We start from the raw sequence: 18,635 nt of genomic DNA on the forward strand, positions 1-18,635 counted from the left end.
CTTGAAAAACTTTTCTTCAGCTCTGCCTTATTTAACTCATTTCCTTCTGCATCTTTTCAAGCTGGGCTAACCTTTTTTCCACAGACGGATGAGTGGAAAAGATATCCATAAACGAAGAACCTGAAATTGCGGGGATAATGAAGAAGGCATTCATTCCCTCTACTTTTCTGAGGTCCTCGCTCGGCACCCTTTCCATTAGCCCGCTTATCTTCATAAGGGCAGAGGCAAGATTTGCAGGCTGGCCGGTAATGATTGCCGACCCCCTGTCTGCAGAAAATTCTCTGTAGCGGGAAAGGGCACGGATCAGCAGGAAACTGACGACCCAGACTGCAATTGAAACTATCCAGACAAGTATAATGCCTCCGCCATCCCGCCGCCTATCTCCTCCCATATTTCCAAAGTAGAGGCTGTAGCGGACAATGTAAAAAGCCACTGTTGAGATGAAACTGGCAATCGTCAGGACAGCCATGTCCCTGTTCTTGACGTGGCTCAGTTCATGGGCAAGCACGGCCTCAAGTTCGGCTGGAGAGAGTTTGTCCATAATCCCTGTCGTGACTGCAACAACAGCTTTACTCGGGCTCCTGCCTGTGGCAAAAGCATTTGGAACCCGGGTCTGGACAATTGCTACCTGTGGTTTCGGGAGGTCGGCTATTGCACACAGCCTGGTGACCATGTCATGCAGCTTCGGCTCTTCGCTTTCAGAGACAATGTGTGCTCCTGTTGTCCAGAGCACCATTTTGTCCGAGTAGAAGTACTGGATGCCCATGAAAAGCCCGATAAATAAAACCATGAAAATCTGAGACGTTCCATAGTAAGAAAGAAATGCCAGGAAAAAGAGATAAACTGCTGCCAGAAGAAACATCGTGAAAAGCATTCGTCCCTGAAGTCCTAAGTCCCGTTCCCATTTTCTTTTCATATGTTATTTCGCCTATCCTGATATTAAGATGATAGATTATATTAAGATGATAAATTATTATAGTCTTTAAATTACTATAATCTTTAGATTATTATAGTATTATTCCACAATTAAATGACAATTAAGTGAAATCAGGTTAAATGAGAATTAAGTCCAGACTAAATAACAATTAAGTTGATTTGCTACTTAAGTACACGTCAAATGAACTTTGAACTTATAGGTGAATTACTGGAGATAAAATACACCTTTAAATGAAGATAAATACGGATAAATACGGATAAATCAAAAAAATCGGATAACGGCGATCTGAAGAGATTATAGCCGAGATTCATTTGAAACGAAAGGTAACCTCTTTCTTTCTCCATAAAACATTTCCTCAAGGATTTAAATTCTTTCCTCCACTATAGAAAAGAACAAGGTAACGGATGGCATTGAATATTCTCATTGACTAAAGCCTATTTTGTTATTTCATTTATTAACTCTCTTTCGTAAAGATCCAAATAATTTAAATACAATCAATCCATTCTGGTTAGAAATCAAACCATATAAAATCAAACAAATAATTAAGTAAAACACTCACACAAAACATTTTGTGCTGACTTTCACATCTTATTTGCAGAAATTTCCAGATAGAATATTCCTGCTTTCCGTAGAAGGCTACAAAAATGCCATCTATTTTCTCAATCAGACAGTATTTTAAAAACGCACCTTCTTCCTGAGATATTTCACGGAATTCCTCCTGAACCTGCGCAGTTCAGGATTTTTTTGAAAGAAAACTCATTAACTCAATCTTTCCATAAAAAACATATCAGGTCCTGTCATGCAAAACATACTCTCAGTCAAATCTCTTACAAAGAAATTCGATGATTTTACGGCTGTAAAAGACATCAGTTTTGATGTTGAAACAGGTTCGATCTTTGCTTTTCTGGGTCCAAACGGTGCAGGCAAGTCAACGACCATCAAAATGCTCACAACAGTCCTGAAGCCCACGTCAGGGGAAATAAGCATCAATGGGTTCAATGTGCTTAAAGAACAGGACAAGGCCCGGGCATCTTTCGGGATAGTCTTTCAGGACCACAGCCTTGACGAAGAGCTTACTGCTTACGAAAACATGGTCTACCACGCAGTCGTCTACAAAGTGCCTAAAAAAGAAAGAGCAGAACGAATCCAGAAAGCCCTGGAGATTGTCGGGCTCTGGGACAGGCGGGAAGATTACGTTAAAAAGTTTTCAGGTGGGATGAAGCGCAGGCTTGAGATTGCCCGAGCGCTTGTCCATTACCCGAAAATTCTTTTCCTTGATGAACCCACCGTGGGGCTTGACCCCCAGACCCGAAACTCCATCTGGACCCATATCAAAAACCTGAACGAAGAAAGAAAAATGACGATTTTCTTGACCACACACTATATGGAAGAAGCCGAGGCGATTGCGGACCAGATCGCAATCATTGACCACGGAAAAATAATAGAATCCGGTACAGTTGAAGAAATTAGGAAACGGACAGAAACCGAATCCTTAGAAGAAGCTTTTCTGAAGCTGACAGGCAGGGATATCCGTGATGAGAATAATGAAACTGCAAATAAAATGAGAATGATTCGAGGCATGGGAAGGAGGAACAGGCATTGATCGAGGTAATCTACATCCTCTGGCTCAGACAGCTCAAACATTACTGGCGCTCGAAAGCCAGGCTGCTGGGGTCTCTCGGACAGCCGCTCCTCTTCATGATCACTTTCGGGTTCGGGTTCGGCCCCATGTATACCAGAGCCAGCGGAGGGGCAAACTACATGGATTTCCTTGCCCCGGGAATAGTTTCCATGGCAATTCTCTTTACGGCTATCTTTTCAGGCCTGGAGGTCATCTGGGACAGGCAGTTCGGTTTTCTTAAAGAGACCCTTGTAGCGCCGATTTCAAGGACCGAAATCATGGTCGGAAAAACCCTTGGGGGCGCAACCATAGCCATGATCCAGGGCTTGATCGTGCTGAGCCTGACCTATGTGCTGGGGTTCAGGATTCCCAGCCTCGCCAGCCTTGGGCTGGGGTTAATTTTCATGTCCCTGATAGCCATCTTCTTTACAGGCCTCGGCCTTGCCATAGCCTCAAAAATGAAAGATATGCATGGTTTCCAGTTGATCATGAACTTCCTGATCATGCCCATCTTCTTCCTGTCCGGCGCCCTCTTCCCCCTGGAAAACCTGCCCCCAGCAATTTACTTTATAAGCAGGATCGATCCCCTGACCTACGGTGTTGACGGTCTGAGGGGTGCCATTGCCGGGATGAGCACTTTTGGCATATATAACGACCTGGCAGTGATAGGTGCATTGTCCATACTTGTCTGTGCGATCGGAGCATTGCTGTTTTCGAAGCTCGAGGCGTGACGGGAATGTCAGATGTTGTTGAGTTTTTAGCCCTGGGAGCTTTTCTCGGCCTTGCTGCAGGGATGTCTCCGGGTCCTCTCCTGGCTATAACTATTTCTGAAACTCTGCAGCACGGCAAGTGGGAAGGAATAAAGGTTGCAATATCCCCTTTGATTACAGACCTGCCAATAATTTTATCCGTACTGTTTGTTCTCTCACATTTGACAGGTTATAATTCAATTATCGGAATCATTGCTCTTTTTGGGGCATCATATCTGATTCATTCAGGAATCGAATCGCTGAAAATCAAAAAGGACAGCATTGAATTAGATTTAGAAAAGAAAGATGCCCTTAAAAAAGGAGTTATTGTCAACTTCGGGAACCCGCACCCGTATATATTCTGGATCTCCATAGGCGGGCCAATAATTTTGAAGAGTTTAAACACCCATATCTGGGCTACAATCTTATTCATAGCTGGTTTCTACAGCCTGCTTGTAGGATCAAAAGTGATCGTCGCCTTAATTGTAGAGAAATCAAAATCTTTTATTAACAGTAAATATTACTTTTCTATCATCCGTGTTCTGGGAATTGCACAGATTATATTCGGATTGACTTTTATTAAAGTGGGCCTGGATTCATTGAACATCGTCTGATATTTTTATTTACTAGCCGCACACCCGAGTTTCACTTCCCGAATTGCGCCTCGGGAGCCTACAGTCCTTTTCACTGCGCTCAAGAGGGCTAAATTATAAGTTATAGCAGTGAGCTTCACTCAAGAAAACTAAATTATAATATCTCTGACCTGTGCAACGTCATTCGTCATCCAGTTTCTTTCTTGTCACGCTCGACGCAGGAGAGCGGCTTTCAGACAAAAAAGAAGAAGAAAAGAGAAAAAGAAAGAGCCACAAAGCAGCTACCAAATAAACCTGAAAGGCTTAAAAACTCTTCATTCAGGCTTCAAGGCTCTTTTTCATGGCTTTTTTTGAAAGGCCGGTCGCCTATGACCGGCGAGAGTGCGGGGTTCTAAAAACTGGAAATAACTGATAGCATCTGTGGGCCAAAACAAGCATGAAATCGGAACCTGGGAGAATTAGAATCCAAAACCAAAATTGAGTTAAAATAAGAAATTAATTTATTAAAAAAGCCTTTTAGAATCTTTTAAAGTGATCCATAAGGTCTGGTCCAATTTTATGTAATTTAGTTCTGTACTCAGTTAATTTACTACTTATTTAAGTTATTACTCATTTAAGTTACTTAGTCAAGTTATTACTTATTTAAGTTATTACTCATTTAAGTTACTTAGTCAAGTTATTACTTATTCAAGTTACTACTTATTTAAGTTATTACCCATTTAAGTTACTTAATCAAGTCACTACTTATTTAAGCCACATATCTTCTTTGTACGTCTTCTTCATACATCAGGGACTGACCCTATGGACCAATTGTATATATGTAAGTAATAGTATAAAAAAGCAACGACTGTAATCTTATTTTTTAGCAGTACTGCTACCTAACATCCACAATAAAGCACAACATTTAAAATCCAATGCCCGAAACTAACGCTCAAAACAAGTTAAAAACAGGTGATCACATGAGACTCACACCCGAAAAAAGTAAAAAATAGATGCCCTCACGCAGAAAACCTTCAAAGGGGAACTGGTCTCATTAAAACGAAGTTTTAAGGAACTGAATCATAAAACGACTGGCTCGAAATCCTGACTTTTGAATTCTGACCCTTACAACCTTATTCGCTGTATCGAACCGTTTCTGACCCGTACAACTTTATTCGCTGTATCGAACCGTTTTTGTCACGCTCGACGCAGGAGAGCGGCCTTCCCAAAAAATACAAAAGAGAAGAAGAACAAGAGAAAGAGCCACAAAGCAACCACAAACTAAGAACAAAAGAAAAAACCAGTAAGGATGCAAATATAGAAATCTCAAAAACAATCCTCCCTTGAAATCAACACCTTATTCAACACCTTCATGCAGAAAGCTTCACAAGGGAACTGGGCTCATAAAAATGAAGTTTTGAGAAAACTGAATCTCATAGGTGATAAAATTTGATAGAACTGAATGCAGAAAATGTCTACAATTACCTTATTACCATCGCAAACAGCTCGAAAAATACAATAAGATACAAAGAAATGGAAGAAATATGTGGGCTTGAGCATAACCCAAAAAATTTGCAGCAACTTACAGATGTATTAAACCTTATAGTTGTATACAACAAACTGAAAGGCGAACCTTTCCTGGCTACACTTGTTATAAATAAACACGGAATGCCCGGTGATGGATTTATTAGAACACTGAATTTTGTGAATGTTGATGTGGGCGACAAAATTGCTTTTTTCGTAAAAGAGATCCAGAGGATCAGAAATCATAAATGGGAAAAATGGAACTGGAATATAACTAACTGACTTTTCAATCCATGTTTACTTAAAACGAAATCCTCACATGAGATTCCCACCAGAAAAAAGTAAAAAATAAACGCCCTTATGCAGAAAGCCTTCACAGGGGAACTGGTCTCATAAAAATACGATTTCACAGAAAGATTGAGAGCTTCAAGGTTTAAAAACTCGTTATTCAGACTTCAAGGCTCTTTTTTAAGGCTCTTTTTTAAGGCTCTTTTTCAAGGCTCTTTTTCAAGGCTCTTTTTCAAAAGGCCGGTCGCCTGCGACCGGTGAGAGTGTGGGATAATTCAAGAGCTGGTCCCAAACCCCCTTCATTATTTTATAACTAAGCAATCAATTTCAGCTTACTCGGAAAAACGAAGAACCGTCTTCTTTATTTATGTCACCTGAGTATTCACGGTATACTACGTACTTGCCATTTGCCTTTTTTATGCATCTTATTCCGAACCCACTCTTTTTCAATATAGCTTTTCTTTTCTCGGCATCGGATTTTTCAAGTCCGAAATAGCTCAGCTCGTCGAGCATGTAGATTTTGCCATTAAACTCTCGGAAAGTTTTATGCATTGTTAACAGGACCACATGGTTTTTGAGGATATATAAGCCGTCAAATTGGTTCCAGTTACTTTTTGATCACTTTCTCTTCTTTTCACACCTTTTTAGTGATGATAAATATGACCATTTCCGGGAACGTTCACGAAGCGGGCCCGGACAGCCAAAAAATAAAAAATGAGATTTGGAATTTCATTTTTTATTCGTCAGTGTCCCCTTCATCAGTGTCCTCTTCGTCGGCATCCTCTTCAGCCAGTTTCCTGTATATTTCTTTTGATTTTGCGGTGTAATCCTCTGCTTCCTCATTCCTGCCCAGTTTAGAGAGCAATTTTGCATAATATTCAAATGTTTTCGCCTGGTTTATCTTATACAGGGGGTTATCCGGCTCTTCCTCAAGGAGAGCTGCATTTATAACCAGGGCTTTTCCAAAAGCCTGTTTTGATTTTTCATATTCCCCGATAAGAGAATACACTTTCCCGGCATCGGAATAATTGATTCCTGCTTTTTCCCGGGTATCAGGATTTTCGGGGTCTGATTCGAGAAGTTTTTCCACAATAGGAAGCAGAGAATCAAAGATTTTAGCCGCTTCCTCAAAATTTTCCAGGGCTTGTTGCAGATTTCCACTCTGGTAGAGAGCTTCGCAGATGAAATGATAGTTTTCCGGGTCTTCCGGATCTTTTTCATACAGGCTTTCAAAGAATTCGAGGACAAGGTCCAGAGACTCTTCTGCAGCATCATATTTTTTGGAACTGAGAAAGTCTACCCCACGGAACTGGACATCAACAGCCAATATTTTTCGTACGGGAAGCTGGAGGTTTTCATCGTGCAATACTCTGGAGTAAAGTTCCGTGGCTTTTGAATATTGTTCTCTCTCCAGTTCCGTTTCTCCTACCTCCCCATAAAAGGACCCCAGCTGATACAGGAAATTTGTAAGGGCCTTTATATCCAGCCAGGTCCCGGGCTTATCCCTGACTACCTGCTCCTTGATTTTAACAATGCGCCGGTAAAATGGGATTGCATCTCCGTACCTTTCCTGGACTGCAAATGAATCTCCAAGGTTGCCCAGTGTCCCGACGAGGGCTTCTCGACAGGTTTCATCATCAGGATACAGTCCAGATGCTTTTTCATTTAGGTTGAGGGCTTTTTCGTAGTACTCCCGCGCAGTTTCGAGTTCTGCATCTTCAGGCACCATATCTTCAGGTACTATATCTTCAGGCCCCACTTTCGCATACAGGTCCCCAAGATTATTGAGAACGTCTGCAATACCCATCTCAAACTCGGTTTCCCCCGGGTCTCCGGAAAGCAGCATTTCGTATCCTTCAATTGCCTTCTCATAGTATTGTTTTGCCGTTTCCAGGTCCTCTGCACCGGCATAGAGACTCCCGACCTGCATTAAGGTGTCGATAATATCCAGTTTGAGGTCCTCGTCCTCCGGATCTTTTTCGAAGAGGGGCTCATAGATTTCAATTTTATGCATATAGCATTTTTTTGCGTTCTCCACACGATTTATTTTTGCAAAAAGCTTCCCAAGATTTTCAAAAGTTTTTGCAAGTTCAAATTGATAATCCAGGTTATCCGGGAATTTCCCATTCATATTTTCAAAGTTTTTGAGCACCTTTTCATAGTAATAATTTGCTTTTTCGGGATCTTCTGCCTCGGAATAATGGAGTCCAAGTTCTTCGTAAATTTTACCCCTGTTTACAAGAAATGCAGTGTCTTCAGGATTTTTACGTAAGTTGTCTTCTACTATTGAAATGGCCTGCTGGTAAGTTTCATCCATTTTTTCAAGGTACCCCTGTCTTGAATAGAGTTCTCCAAAATACCCATAGGAGAAAATAAGATAATGAAGTGCAAGCTCGTTATCAGGATCTTTTTCAAGAAGGTTTCTGTAAATTCCCTGTAGCTGTTCGTAGATCTTTTTCGCTTCTTCAAAAAGCTCATCTTCCAGAAACTCTTCTCCAAGCTTCTTCACAAATGAATCCAACCGCTCTAAAATTTCCGGATTTTCAGGCTGGATATTTAATAGTTTCTTGAAAGTTTTCAGGGTACTGTTGACAAGCGGAATTCGCTTTTCAGATTGACCGACAATTAAAAAATAGCCCCTGAAACTCACCAGTGTTTTTAAATAATTCAACAAATACTCAGGATTTTCAGGCTGCTCCGCAATCAGCTTTTCATATACATCAAATATCCCATCAAAATATTTATTCGTGCGTTCATAAGACTCCTCTGCTTCCGAAACACTATCTATTTCTTTAAGAGTATTTCCAATGAGACCAATGGAATTATAAAGAGATTTCTGAGAGGAAGCATCCCGGGACTCATTTAAAAAAAGGCGTGACGAAATCTCCAGAGCTTTTTCATACAGCGCCAGCGCTTCATATGGCTTATCCGTGGCATCCATAACCTCTCCTTTATGCAGCAGGACACAGCACAAAAGATCCGGACTTTTTGCCTTTTCAGCCAGCTTTTCAGCCATATTAAGCTTCTCAAGGGTCTTTTCATACTTCCCCTTTTCAAAAAAAGAGGTGGCGTTCATCAATTCCCGAACTGTTAAATCTATAAACCGCCTGGACATGAAGGGATCTTGGAACTCAGAGTATTAGAATTAAGCGTCTCTTCCAGAAGTTCCCGGCAAAAACAGTAAACTTCCTGACCTCTCAGGTAAAAGGCACTCGGCATAAATGAACATCTTATCCTTTCATCATTTCCCATCTACAAGAAGCCATTTCCGGACAGGCACGAAAATTCAGAGCGTTTTTTAAGATGCCAATGGCAGGTGAGAGCACGGGATTTTTAAAGCTGGAAATAATCGGCAGCATCGGGACTAAAACAGGCATGAAATAGGGATATGGAAGAATTGGGATATGGAAGAATTGGGATTTAAAATGAGAAAGAGTTAATAAGGAATTAATTTACTAGAAAAGCCTTTTAGAATCTTTTAAAGTGATCCATAAGGTCTGGTCCAATTTTATGTAATTTAGTTCTGTACTCAGTTAATTTATTACTTATTTAAGTCATTACTCACTTAAGTTACCTTAGTCAAGTTACTACTTATTTAAGTTACGTGTCTTCTTTGTACGTCTTCTTCATACATCAGGGACTGACCCTATGGACCAATAATAATTATGTAATTAAAGGTATAAAAAAACAACGATCGGAAACTTGTTTTTTAGCGGTACTGTGATTTAAAAGCCCGGAAAAAAACGGGAAAAAGGAAAAAAGGAAAAAAGGAGCTACAAAATTACAGTCTTTCTATGTTTTCCGTGTTTTCCGTGGTTGCAGAGTTTGAAGTGATTTTTTCCGTGTTTTCCGGGTGATCTCATCGTAAAACCGATTTTATTTTTCAGTCGCCTTTGCACGCTCTTCTTTGGTCATATTAGCAGGGCGTTCAACTTCTTTTATGTCAAGTCCGAGGCCCTTAGCCACCCGGGTTCCATAGTCGGGGTCAGCCTTGAAGAACAGAGCTGTCTGCCTTATTACCCGGAAAAGAGAAAAATGACTGTTTCCCAGTTACTTTTTGGTCACTTTTTCCGATTTAAACAACTTTTTTGCTATGATAAAGACCACAAATGCGATAATAAAGAAGGTAATCAATTCCCCCAGAAAGCCCCCCAGCTAAGTACTATTGGCCCGATTTCAAGCGTTGCTGTCCTCCAGGCCCCGCCGGGGATAAAGGTATGATAATCGGCATGATGATGTTATCCACAACTGTTTCCAAAGATAACAAGTAATAGGAGCAACAATAAAAAGTAATGGGGGGATTGATTCAGATGCAAACCAAAGTTCTTGTGGCTTATGCTTCTAAGTATGGTTCAACGCAGGAAGTGGCCGAGGCAATTGCGGCTACATTACGCGAAAGTGGTCTTGCGGTAGATCTTGAGCCCATGAAAGAAGTAAAGACCCTTAATGAATACACTGCGGTTGTGCTGGGCGCGCCAATCTACATGCTCCACTGGCACAAGGAAGCAAAAAGTTTTCTTTTGCGGCATCGTGAAACCCTCACGAAGCTACCAGTGGCCATTTTTGCATTAGGCCCATTTCATGATGAAGAAGAGGAGTGGAAGGAAGTACGTGCCCAGCTCGATAAGGAGCTTGAAAAGTTCCCATGGCTTAGACCTATCGCTATAGAAATATTTGGCGGCAAGTTCGACCCGGAGAAGCTGCGTTTTCCTGACAACTTAATTGCCAAGCTGCCGGCAAGCCCTTTACGCAATATGCCGGCGAGCGACGCGCGAGATTGGATAGCTATTCGCGACTGGGCGAGCAACCTGGCCACACAATTTCAGCCTGCTTTGGCACACTAAAAAAGATTAGAGAAAAGAATTAGAGAAAAAGATTAGAGAAAAGGATTCAAGATAAGGATTCAAGAAAAGGATTCAAGAAAAGGATTCAAGAAAAGGATTCAAGAAAAGGATTCAAGAAAAGGATTCAAGAAAAGGATTAGAGAAAAAAGAGCAAAGAAAGTGTTCGACTGAAAGAAGTCAAACCTGGAATTCGAGTTCAAGCCCCACAGGACAGTGATCCGAACCTGTGATTTCAGGGTAAATCGGGGCAGCCTTTACATTTTCCCTGAGGTTTTCGCTGACGAAAAAATAATCCAGGCGCCAGCCAACGTTTCTTTCACGGGCCCGGGTCCTCATTGACCACCAGGAATAGTTTCTACCTTCGCTGTTGAACATGCGGAAGGTATCAAGATATCCGGCTTCAAGGAATTTATCCATCCAGGCTCTTTCTTCGGGGAGGAAGCCAGAAATAGTCTCGTTTTCTCTGGGGCGGGCAAGGTCGATTTCTCTATGGGCTGTATTGACGTCCCCGCAGATGACAAGCTTTTTGCCTTCGGCTTTAAGGGCATTTGCGTAATCAAAAAAGGCGTCGTAAAAGGCCATTTTGTATTCCAGGCGTTCCTGGGAGGCTTTGCCGTTTGGGAAATAGATGTTCATCAGGGTGAAATTATCATAATCAACTCTGAGAAAACGGCCTTCCCTATCAAACTCCTCAATTCCCATTCCGGTTTCGGTGTTCAGGGGTTTTTCCTTTGAAAACGTCCCGACCCCACTGTAACCGCTTCGTTCCGCGGAAACAAAATAATTATAGTAACCGGGAATGTTTTTTACTTCTCGAGGGAGCTTTTCCAGAGAGGCTTTTGTTTCCTGGATGCAGATTACGTCGAATTTCTGCTCCATCAGCAAATCCAGAAAGCCCTTTTTCATTGCAGCCCGGAGGCCGTTCACGTTCCAGGAAATAAGGTTATAATGTTCCGGCATTTTTACCTCTTTATTTTTACCTCTTTAATTCCATCTCTACTCTTTTTTACCTTTTCAGCTGGATTTTTCAGATCATATCGATATAAAGTTATTCAGGATTGAACATAAGGTCATAGAGCCGTAAAGAAATCATTGATTCAGAAGTCATAAAGCCGTAAAGAAATCATTGATTCAGAAGTCATAAAGCCATGTAATCATCTGATTTACTATGAAATTATCCGGAGTTTCAGTAAATAAAAGCTTCTTTAAACAGCTTCCTGCATAAACTGAGTGAAAAAAATAAAATAATACTTCTGATAATTATTATAAGTATATATTTAAGCATATCCTGAAGACAGTTTCAAGAGCGTTGAATTAGAAGTGAAATAAATAAGGAAGTCGTATGGATTTAATACGGATTATATGTGGAATGCTTGCAGTTGCACTTTTTTTGGGCATCCTTACCTGTGGGACTCAGGACGAACCGGCAGTAATTGCGGAAGAACTCGAAGATAAAGCCGTAGGCGAATCTCCCTCAGGAGTAAACGGAAAAGCTCTGGCTACAAGAGAAAACACAACAGGAGAACAGGCTGTCCTGGGACCTGCGCCGCCAGACTCTCTTATTCTTGCAAAAGGGGAGAGTAAAATGGCAGCTGAAAGGAGAAACATCGAAAATAAAGTAAGGGCTACAGTCAGACTTATTGAGGGACAGGGAGAAAAGCTCTTTCCTGCATTCAGAGAAGAAGATTCGCCCTGGTACAATCATGACTTCTATATTTTTGTATGGACAATAAATGGGACTCAGTTAGTCTGTCCTCCGGACAGGGGGAGTAAAGGAGAGGACATGGGAAGGCTTCTGGACGCAGACGGCAAGCCCATAGGGGAGCTCTTCATAGAGACAGCCCTGAGCGAAAATGGTGAAGGCTGGATAGATCACAGCTGGCAGAAACCAGGAAGTTCCGAGCCTTCCCGCAGGTTCACCTTCGTTAAAAAGGCTACCTTTGAAGGAAGATCTTACATAGTTGGTTCAAGCTTCTATGCGGATGACTATATCCTTTGCAGGAACCTTAGCGAATGCACGTATCTAGAAGAGCCTGGAAATATCCGTGTCGTGGAACTGCTGAACCCCGGAAATATTAATAGAAACCTTGACCTGAACTACAGCATAGCTCATTCGGTTATCGAGCCGGGAGAACATATCGCTCCCCACCTGATGAAAAATCCGGAAGTTCACTATATCCTTGAAGGGGAAGGTATCCTCTATATTGACGGAATCCCGGTCGAATTGTGTAAGGATCAGCTCATATACATCCCGGCAGGCGCTATTCAAACTACATACAACACCGGAAACACTACCCTCAAATTGCTTGCCATAAACCAGCCCGGATGGTCAGAGAAAAATACTAAAGTTTTTGAATAAGAGTAAAGTTTTTGAATAATATTAAAAGTTTTTGAATAATATTAAAGTTTTTGAATAAGAATAAATCCCGATATCCATCGGGATAACCTTTAAAGGAACTCCGGGTCACTCTCGTATATAATGCACAGCCCCCAGCTGTCAAGGCTGCCTTCATTTCCTTCGACCTGGTCTGCGACCTTCAGGGTCCAGACTCCTTTCATCTCTTTATTCACAGCAGGCAGGAGGTTTTCATCAGATTCGGTACTGAACGTTTTTTTGAGATATTTTCTGCCGTTTCCGGCTCTGTTATGCAGTACCAGTTTCTCCCCGGAAGGCATGACAAGTACGGCTTTCAGCTCTACTATTGAAGGATGGGTAATTTCCAGAGACACACCGATGTTTACTATTTTTCCCCTTCTTTCTATCTCAATGAGACTTTCGATACCTTCCGGGTCATTATCTGGAACTTTGAGGAAGGGAAAAATCTCCCTTTTAAGTTCTTCCTTTTCTACCTTCTGCACCAGAAATTTAATTCCCCAGCTGTGGAAAAAACCTCTATTTTCCTTTGAAAGATCTGCAACCATAAGAGTCCATTTCCCCCAGACACGTTCTCCTATGCAATCCCTGAGGCCAGGAACCGAACCGGAGTTATAAGTCCTGACAAGACTCCTGTCTTTCCGGGCAAGCCGGTCATGCAAGACGATGTGTTTTTCCGCAGGTGTAAACAGCGTAATCCTGAGATCCCTGAGATAGGAGTGTTCGATATTTACACTGACCCGGATGTCTTTTATAAGCCCGTCTTCCGGAACAGAAATGGAACTCAGGACTCCTTCAGGGCTCAAATCCGGGATAGGGACCCCGGGAAAAACCTCCTTTTCAACAAGAAAACGGTCCATCATGTCTTCTGCAGGCTTTCCAAGACCAACTGCAGCCCAGGCATTTTTGATTGCAGCGTACTCGGACCCTTTTTCGCCATACCGCTGGCGGCAGGCGTTCAAGAGGGCATACCTGGCTTCCCGGAACGTCCACCTGCTAAGGGTCGCACTGCACAGGTATGCGGTAAGGGCGAGGTAATAGATCTTTTCGGCTTTCGCCCTGGAAATTCCTTTGATTTTTATCCCGTAGTGTGTCCCGCCCTCAATGGTCAGGTAAGCAGCCTTGTTAGGGATTCCACTGTTGTAATGAATATACCCGGCCTGATTCCTGTGAAGATCAGGGATCTCTCCGGGAGCAAGCCGCATGTAATTGTCAATGTGGTCAGGCTGCCCGAACCTTGTGGGATCGGAAACATCCCTCAAGGCGTCTCCTGCATGGAAAGGGGTGTAAACTCCTTCCCCGATTTCCCAGTTCGTTATCTTTTCTCCGTTTGAGATAAAAGTTGCAAAAACATCTGCAAAGGACTCATCAAGAGCTCCTGCCTCTTCACTGTACACAAACCGGGCAGTCTGGCCGGCAACGGCATGTGTCAGCTCATGAGCCACAATATCAAGCGCAAACGCCATGGGTTTCCAGCGAAACCCGTCCCCGTCCCCGAAAACAAGCTGTTTGTGGTAGTCGCTCCAGAAAGAATTGTTGTAATTCCGCTGAAAGTGAACTGTGGAGACAAGAGGAGAGCCCCTGTTATCATAGCTGTCCCTTCCGAAGTTGTTTTTGAAATAATCGTACACTATGCCCATATTTTCATGAGCTGCACGAGCTACCTCATCCGCAGCCATTTTATCTTCGGGCAGCAGGTTTCCGGGCAGGAATGCCTCGTTTTTCGCAGTGTAGGTCTTTCGAAAAAGGGCGGACCGTATCTGGGAAAATTTGTAAAGCTGCTCGCCGGTATGGGCATCAATGAAATAGAAAGTCCCTGCAAAACCTTCGGCAAAGATGGACTCAATCTGCCAGACCAGATGAAACTTTTTCAGGTGAAGCTGTTTTCCACTGTCCCGAAAAAGCATCAGCCTCGAGCGAGGAACCGTAACAACGTTTTCAGGGCCTATATCCTTGAGGACAATATCAATAGCTTCTTCTCTTTTGATTTCAGGCTCAAGGGAAACAGGCACCTCTGTCACCCGGAAATCCTTGTACGCGAGAATCTCTCCCGCCGGATTTATGTGGACCTGAACAGATCCCTCAAAAACAGGGATGCCTTTTATGTGCTGGAGGAAAATCACATGGTGAAAGCCGCTGAAATCAGTCTCCGAAGCAGACAGCTCCAGGACTTCTTCAAGCCCTGCCTGCATTTCCAGAAACTCCCGGATTTCGTCCAGAAACTTTCTTGCTATCCTGTCCGGACTTTCGGCTGAAGGCCTTGAAAGTGTCCCTTTAATGAATTTCGGAATTTTCATCCGGGAATCCCAGAAAATTTCACATTCAGGGTCAACTTCCTTTAACCTCTCGGCAGCCTTTGCCTGTCTTTCACTCAGTGCCGGCATATTTCCCCCCTAATTTCAATTCCCGTTTAATCCCCTTTTAATCCAGTTCCATTTAATTTAATTTCATTTATTCAATCCCACTTCATATCTAAACATCCAGTGAATTTCCATTCAGGTACCAATAAAAATAATTTCATTCAGGAGGCATGAACTCCATAAGAAGCCCCCAGCACACAGATAAAAAGACTAAGATATAGAAAATTACCACTGCAAATTTGTCAATACTCTCAACCCACTGCAAAACTCTGGTCCAGAGCAGGGAAAAGAAGATAGCTGAGAGGTAGGCAAGAGGAGAAGTCCACCCGAAGAAGGAAAAAACAAGATAAAGCTGCGCAAGCGCAAAAAAGCCCATCCCCGCAGGAAAAGATGGGTAAACGGAATACATGCCTGCAAAGTCAGCACCTGCCGTGTAAAGGAGGTGCGGAACAAGAGATACGGATGCAAAAACCAGAAACTGCCAACTTTTTAGAGTCTTCTTTAAGGATTTCATCCTCCGCCTGCGCCTCATATACTCCCCTTAGAATTCTAGGGGTTTATCGTATATTTCGCTTACTATCACCTAGATTACTATCACCTAGATTACTATCAGTTCGTTTACCATTATTTTATTAGGGCTTACGTAGTTGAACTGAAAATCAATAGCATTAAACCTTTAACTGTTTAAATAGTAAATATAACCACAACGCCTATTAGATTTGATTTTGTACTTCAAGTGCGTAAGTCCGATTTATTTACCGCATTTCAACCATCATCAATCGAAGTTAAATCCTCACGTCCTGCTGCCTGAAAGAGCCTAACAAAAAACATTAATTTCATGGAAGCCCCGAATTCCTGAAAAACCGATATCTCTGAGAGAAGACCTTTCATTAAGTCATTCAGGGAGCTTATTTTGGCGTAAAACGATACCCTTGAGATCTCTCCCCTGCTGGAGACCTTTTCCCAATGTAGACATCCATATTCAGGATTTTTTCGTAAATGTTACGCCTGTGGACAATCGGCCACCAGCCGTAGAGGAAAGTATGTACCGGCTCCCACATTGCAACCCAACCGATGATAAGGAGCCCCTCAGAGAAAAGAGTGTTCACCAGGCTTTCTTCAAAAGCCGAAAGCAGCCGGATCACGAGCAGGCAGAGAAAAAGGAAGGTAAGGGCTATTACAAGATTTCTTCGCCCCTGATAAAGCAACCTTTTCAGTTCGATTTCGGTAAGGAGTTTTTTGTAAGAAAAATGATTTTTTATAGCTTCTTTAAGATCGGTTTCTATTTCTGCACCGACCACGGAAGAAGGAAGGTATATCATGATTTCAAGGGGCTTTCTCAGGGGAAATTCGTCTACAGCATTATAGAGGTATTCTTCTGCATCCAGATTAAGCTCTTTTTCGTGAAACGGGGCAGGGTCAAAAGAATCAAAGAGCTGAAGAAAGCTTTTGAGTTCAAGTTCAATCACAGGTTTTCCTGCGTGCTCCCTGTAAAGAGCTTCCGTCCCTTCACCTGAAAACTTCTTTTTCCTGCCTGCTCTTGTGCCTGATCTAATATCTTTTCCCCCGGACCGGTTTCATAAAGCATGTATCTACACTGGAAAAAAAACACAACCTCTTCCCTGTCAGGCCTCCCATCCTATTATCTGCCCGAAATCCCTTATTAATATTGGGCTGGCAAGATATAAAACCTGAGATAATCCCGAAAAACCGGGGTATGAAGGGGTAATTCACCTGTATCCGGACCTTAACCAAATTTATGATGAAACGGTTTCCAGGCTGAAATCACAGCTAAAAGCCCTTCTCCAGTCCCCTGCTTTACCGCTTCGATCTCCTTAATCTCCTCTGGCTTATTAAAGAGCGCCTGGCAGGTTTCTATGTTTTCATACCCCAGATCCTTCAGCCACTCCTTCACCTCCACCGCCGAAAGAAACCGGGCTTCGGAAGAAAATCTGCTTTCCTTTTTTTTCAAGTTGTAATACTGCCCCGGCAAACTGTCCCTATCAAGGATTCCTGTTACAAGCTGCCCACCGGGCTTCAGGACCCGGGCAGCTTCCCTGAGCCCCTGTACCGGATCGTTGAAAAAAGCAAGTGCGGTAACAATCAGCACAAGATCAAAAGCCTGTCCTTTGAAGGGCAGGGACTCGGCGACCCCCTGGACCACTTCAATGCCTCTTTTTTTTGCAAAAGTTGTCATTGGCCTGGAAGAATCGAGCCCGTATCCGACCCCCATAGGCCAGGCAAACCTGCCCGTACCTACCCCGATTTCCAGAACCTTCAATTTTTCCAGGTTTTCGGGGAGGAAGGATTTGAGGGCAAGAAGCTCGGATTCATATGCAGGTTTATATTTATCGTACCAGGCATCGTATTCTTCTGTATATATTTCAAAGGCTTCCCAGGGCTTTATAAAAGTCCCTCCGTATGAAAAATACCTCTATTTGTTAATATTCCTTCGTGTGAAGGTTCCTCCGTATTAAATTGATTCTCTCTGGCTGATGGGTCACTTTCCAGTTCCCCTATACAGGAATATGACAAGCAGACCGAAGACTCCATAAATTATTTCAAAGCCAGGTATGCTACTGATTCCTTCCTGCCCGGAACTCTGCTCAGCCTGTGACCCTCTAGTATCCACATAGTCTTCTCCGGGCGTGCCAGTTTCGGATTCCGGCTGTATATCTTTTACATTCTCGTCCTTTACAGTTATTGTAATAAGTTTTGAATCCTTACCGTTCTCATTGGATGCAGTCAAATTAACTGTACAGGTACCGGGGACTGAGTATGTATGAATCGGGGTCTCATCTGATGAGTCAATGATTCCGTCGTTTTCAAAGTCCCAGCTTCTTGAGGCTGCATTTTCCGAAAGGTCGGTAAACTGGACTGAAAGCGGAGCATGTCCCTCCGAGATATTGGTGCTGAGGTTTGCTACGGGAAGAACCAGTTCTGGTGGTTTGAAAGCCACAAGAGGCAGGTAATCAATGTAATGGCTGTTTTCAAGCCTGTACCTCTCATCAGCAATACCGTTTCCGTCGAGGTCAGATGCTGTTTCTGAAAAACCTGTCCCGTTAGGCATTGCCCAGAAGTTTCCTCCTATGTAGGGTCCGCCTGCAATATTTGTGCCTGCGGTCTTTGGCTTATTGTAAGCATTTGCTGTTCCGTTGTTAGCCTCTGCGTTGAGAGTATTATTGAAATAGTTGTTGAAAACAAGGTTTTTATCGCTTCTCGGGCAGACAAAAAGCCCGTAGAATTCACTTGAAGAAATAGAATTGTCTGAGAGGCTGTCTTAAAATTAAATAATACCTGTACCAAGATTGTTCGTCAATGTCAGAACAGACTGAAAGACTTCCTTATCCTAGTGATTTATCTGAT

15 protein-coding genes and 1 pseudogene are annotated in these 18,635 nt (G+C 42.7%); 6 read left to right on the top strand and 10 right to left on the bottom strand.

What is annotated here, in order from left to right; all coding sequences use genetic code 11:
- Nucleotides 1-31 precede the first annotated feature (31 nt).
- A complete protein-coding gene (htpX, locus tag EO92_RS10295) occupies nt 32-916 on the bottom strand; it encodes a zinc metalloprotease HtpX (protein ID WP_048171386.1) in 885 nt (294 codons plus the stop codon).
- An 820-nt stretch (nt 917-1,736) separates the two neighbouring features.
- Here htpX and EO92_RS10300 point away from each other — a divergent pair.
- The 4 genes from EO92_RS10300 (at nt 1,737) to EO92_RS10315 (ending at nt 5,685) form a co-directional block, all read left to right on the top strand.
- Complete coding sequence (locus EO92_RS10300) at nt 1,737-2,540, top strand: ABC transporter ATP-binding protein (RefSeq protein WP_048171387.1); 804 nt, start codon at nt 1,737-1,739, stop codon at nt 2,538-2,540.
- Nucleotides 2,537-3,289 carry an ABC transporter permease gene (locus EO92_RS10305; RefSeq protein WP_048140129.1) on the top strand — a complete coding sequence of 251 codons (753 nt, stop codon included), beginning with the start codon at nt 2,537-2,539 and terminating at the stop codon, nt 3,287-3,289. The genes EO92_RS10300 and EO92_RS10305 overlap by 4 nt, the downstream gene beginning before the upstream one ends.
- A gap of 5 nt (nt 3,290-3,294) precedes the next feature.
- On the top strand, nt 3,295-3,921 hold the full coding sequence (locus tag EO92_RS10310; protein WP_048171390.1) for a LysE family transporter: 627 nt from the start codon (nt 3,295-3,297) through the stop codon (nt 3,919-3,921).
- A 1,407-nt stretch (nt 3,922-5,328) separates the two neighbouring features.
- Nucleotides 5,329-5,685: a hypothetical protein gene (locus tag EO92_RS10315; RefSeq protein ID WP_048171392.1), complete on the top strand. Its 357-nt coding sequence runs from the start codon at nt 5,329-5,331 to the stop codon at nt 5,683-5,685.
- A 333-nt stretch (nt 5,686-6,018) separates the two neighbouring features.
- On the opposite strand, the gene EO92_RS10320 is transcribed toward EO92_RS10315, so the two are convergent.
- Together EO92_RS10320 and EO92_RS10325 are read right to left on the bottom strand one after the other, a co-directional pair.
- On the bottom strand, nt 6,019-6,243 hold the full coding sequence (locus tag EO92_RS10320; protein ID WP_048171405.1) for a hypothetical protein: 225 nt from the start codon (nt 6,241-6,243) through the stop codon (nt 6,019-6,021).
- A gap of 184 nt (nt 6,244-6,427) precedes the next feature.
- Complete coding sequence (locus tag EO92_RS10325) at nt 6,428-8,767, bottom strand: tetratricopeptide repeat protein (protein WP_048171393.1); 2,340 nt, start codon at nt 8,765-8,767, stop codon at nt 6,428-6,430.
- 1,234 nt (nt 8,768-10,001) lie between these two features.
- Here EO92_RS10325 and EO92_RS10335 point away from each other — a divergent pair.
- Nucleotides 10,002-10,535 carry a flavodoxin domain-containing protein gene (locus tag EO92_RS10335; protein ID WP_048171408.1) on the top strand — a complete coding sequence of 178 codons (534 nt, stop codon included), beginning with the start codon at nt 10,002-10,004 and terminating at the stop codon, nt 10,533-10,535.
- Nucleotides 10,536-10,712: 177 nt separating this feature from the next.
- On the opposite strand, the gene EO92_RS10340 is transcribed toward EO92_RS10335, so the two are convergent.
- Complete coding sequence (locus EO92_RS10340) at nt 10,713-11,495, bottom strand: exodeoxyribonuclease III (protein WP_048171397.1); 783 nt, start codon at nt 11,493-11,495, stop codon at nt 10,713-10,715.
- A gap of 382 nt (nt 11,496-11,877) precedes the next feature.
- On the opposite strand from EO92_RS10340, the gene EO92_RS10345 reads away from it, so the two are divergent.
- Nucleotides 11,878-12,894, top strand: a complete 1,017-nt coding sequence (locus EO92_RS10345; RefSeq protein WP_048171400.1) for a cupin domain-containing protein — start codon at nt 11,878-11,880, stop codon at nt 12,892-12,894.
- Between the two features lie 89 nt (nt 12,895-12,983).
- On the opposite strand, the gene EO92_RS16715 is transcribed toward EO92_RS10345, so the two are convergent.
- The 6 genes and pseudogenes from EO92_RS16715 to EO92_RS18555 all read right to left on the bottom strand — a co-directional run.
- On the bottom strand, nt 12,984-15,293 hold the full coding sequence (locus EO92_RS16715) for a M4 family metallopeptidase (protein ID WP_052734331.1): 2,310 nt from the start codon (nt 15,291-15,293) through the stop codon (nt 12,984-12,986).
- A gap of 133 nt (nt 15,294-15,426) precedes the next feature.
- Nucleotides 15,427-15,783, bottom strand: a complete 357-nt coding sequence (locus EO92_RS10355) for a hypothetical protein (RefSeq protein WP_156165787.1) — start codon at nt 15,781-15,783, stop codon at nt 15,427-15,429.
- Nucleotides 15,784-16,177: 394 nt separating this feature from the next.
- Nucleotides 16,178-16,738, bottom strand: coding sequence for a hypothetical protein (locus EO92_RS10360; protein ID WP_235283290.1), 561 nt, complete (start codon nt 16,736-16,738; stop codon nt 16,178-16,180).
- A gap of 278 nt (nt 16,739-17,016) precedes the next feature.
- Entirely contained in the window at nt 17,017-17,676 is a 660-nt protein-coding gene (locus EO92_RS10365; RefSeq protein ID WP_048171402.1) for a class I SAM-dependent methyltransferase, read from the bottom strand.
- 93 nt (nt 17,677-17,769) lie between these two features.
- Nucleotides 17,770-18,339, bottom strand: a complete 570-nt coding sequence (locus EO92_RS10370) for a PKD domain-containing protein (RefSeq protein ID WP_052734332.1) — start codon at nt 18,337-18,339, stop codon at nt 17,770-17,772.
- A 48-nt stretch (nt 18,340-18,387) separates the two neighbouring features.
- Nucleotides 18,388-18,528 (bottom strand): annotated as a pseudogene (locus EO92_RS18555) (NosD domain-containing protein); the annotation flags it as partial.
- Nucleotides 18,529-18,635: the final 107 nt, after the last annotated feature.

Origin of the sequence: Methanosarcina sp. 2.H.A.1B.4, from assembly GCF_000979385.1 — an archaeon.
GTDB lineage: Archaea > Halobacteriota > Methanosarcinia > Methanosarcinales > Methanosarcinaceae > Methanosarcina.

Bases quoted from the DNA above. Each gene is read 5' to 3' on its own strand.
- htpX (WP_048171386.1), bottom strand. From the start codon at position 916: ATGAAAAGAAAATGGGAACGGGACTTAGGACTTCAGGGACGAATGCTT.
- EO92_RS10325 (WP_048171393.1), bottom strand. From the start codon at position 8,767: ATGAACGCCACCTCTTTTTTTGAAAAGGGGAAGTATGAAAAGACCCTT.
- EO92_RS10335 (WP_048171408.1), top strand. From the start codon at position 10,002: ATGCAAACCAAAGTTCTTGTGGCTTATGCTTCTAAGTATGGTTCAACG.
- EO92_RS16715 (WP_052734331.1), bottom strand. From the start codon at position 15,293: ATGCCGGCACTGAGTGAAAGACAGGCAAAGGCTGCCGAGAGGTTAAAG.
- EO92_RS10340 (WP_048171397.1), bottom strand. From the start codon at position 11,495: ATGCCGGAACATTATAACCTTATTTCCTGGAACGTGAACGGCCTCCGG.
- EO92_RS10300 (WP_048171387.1), top strand. From the start codon at position 1,737: ATGCAAAACATACTCTCAGTCAAATCTCTTACAAAGAAATTCGATGAT.
- EO92_RS10310 (WP_048171390.1), top strand. From the start codon at position 3,295: ATGTCAGATGTTGTTGAGTTTTTAGCCCTGGGAGCTTTTCTCGGCCTT.
- EO92_RS10370 (WP_052734332.1), bottom strand. From the start codon at position 18,339: ATGCCTAACGGGACAGGTTTTTCAGAAACAGCATCTGACCTCGACGGA.
- EO92_RS10355 (WP_156165787.1), bottom strand. From the start codon at position 15,783: ATGAAATCCTTAAAGAAGACTCTAAAAAGTTGGCAGTTTCTGGTTTTT.
- EO92_RS10345 (WP_048171400.1), top strand. From the start codon at position 11,878: ATGGATTTAATACGGATTATATGTGGAATGCTTGCAGTTGCACTTTTT.
- EO92_RS10320 (WP_048171405.1), bottom strand. From the start codon at position 6,243: ATGCATAAAACTTTCCGAGAGTTTAATGGCAAAATCTACATGCTCGAC.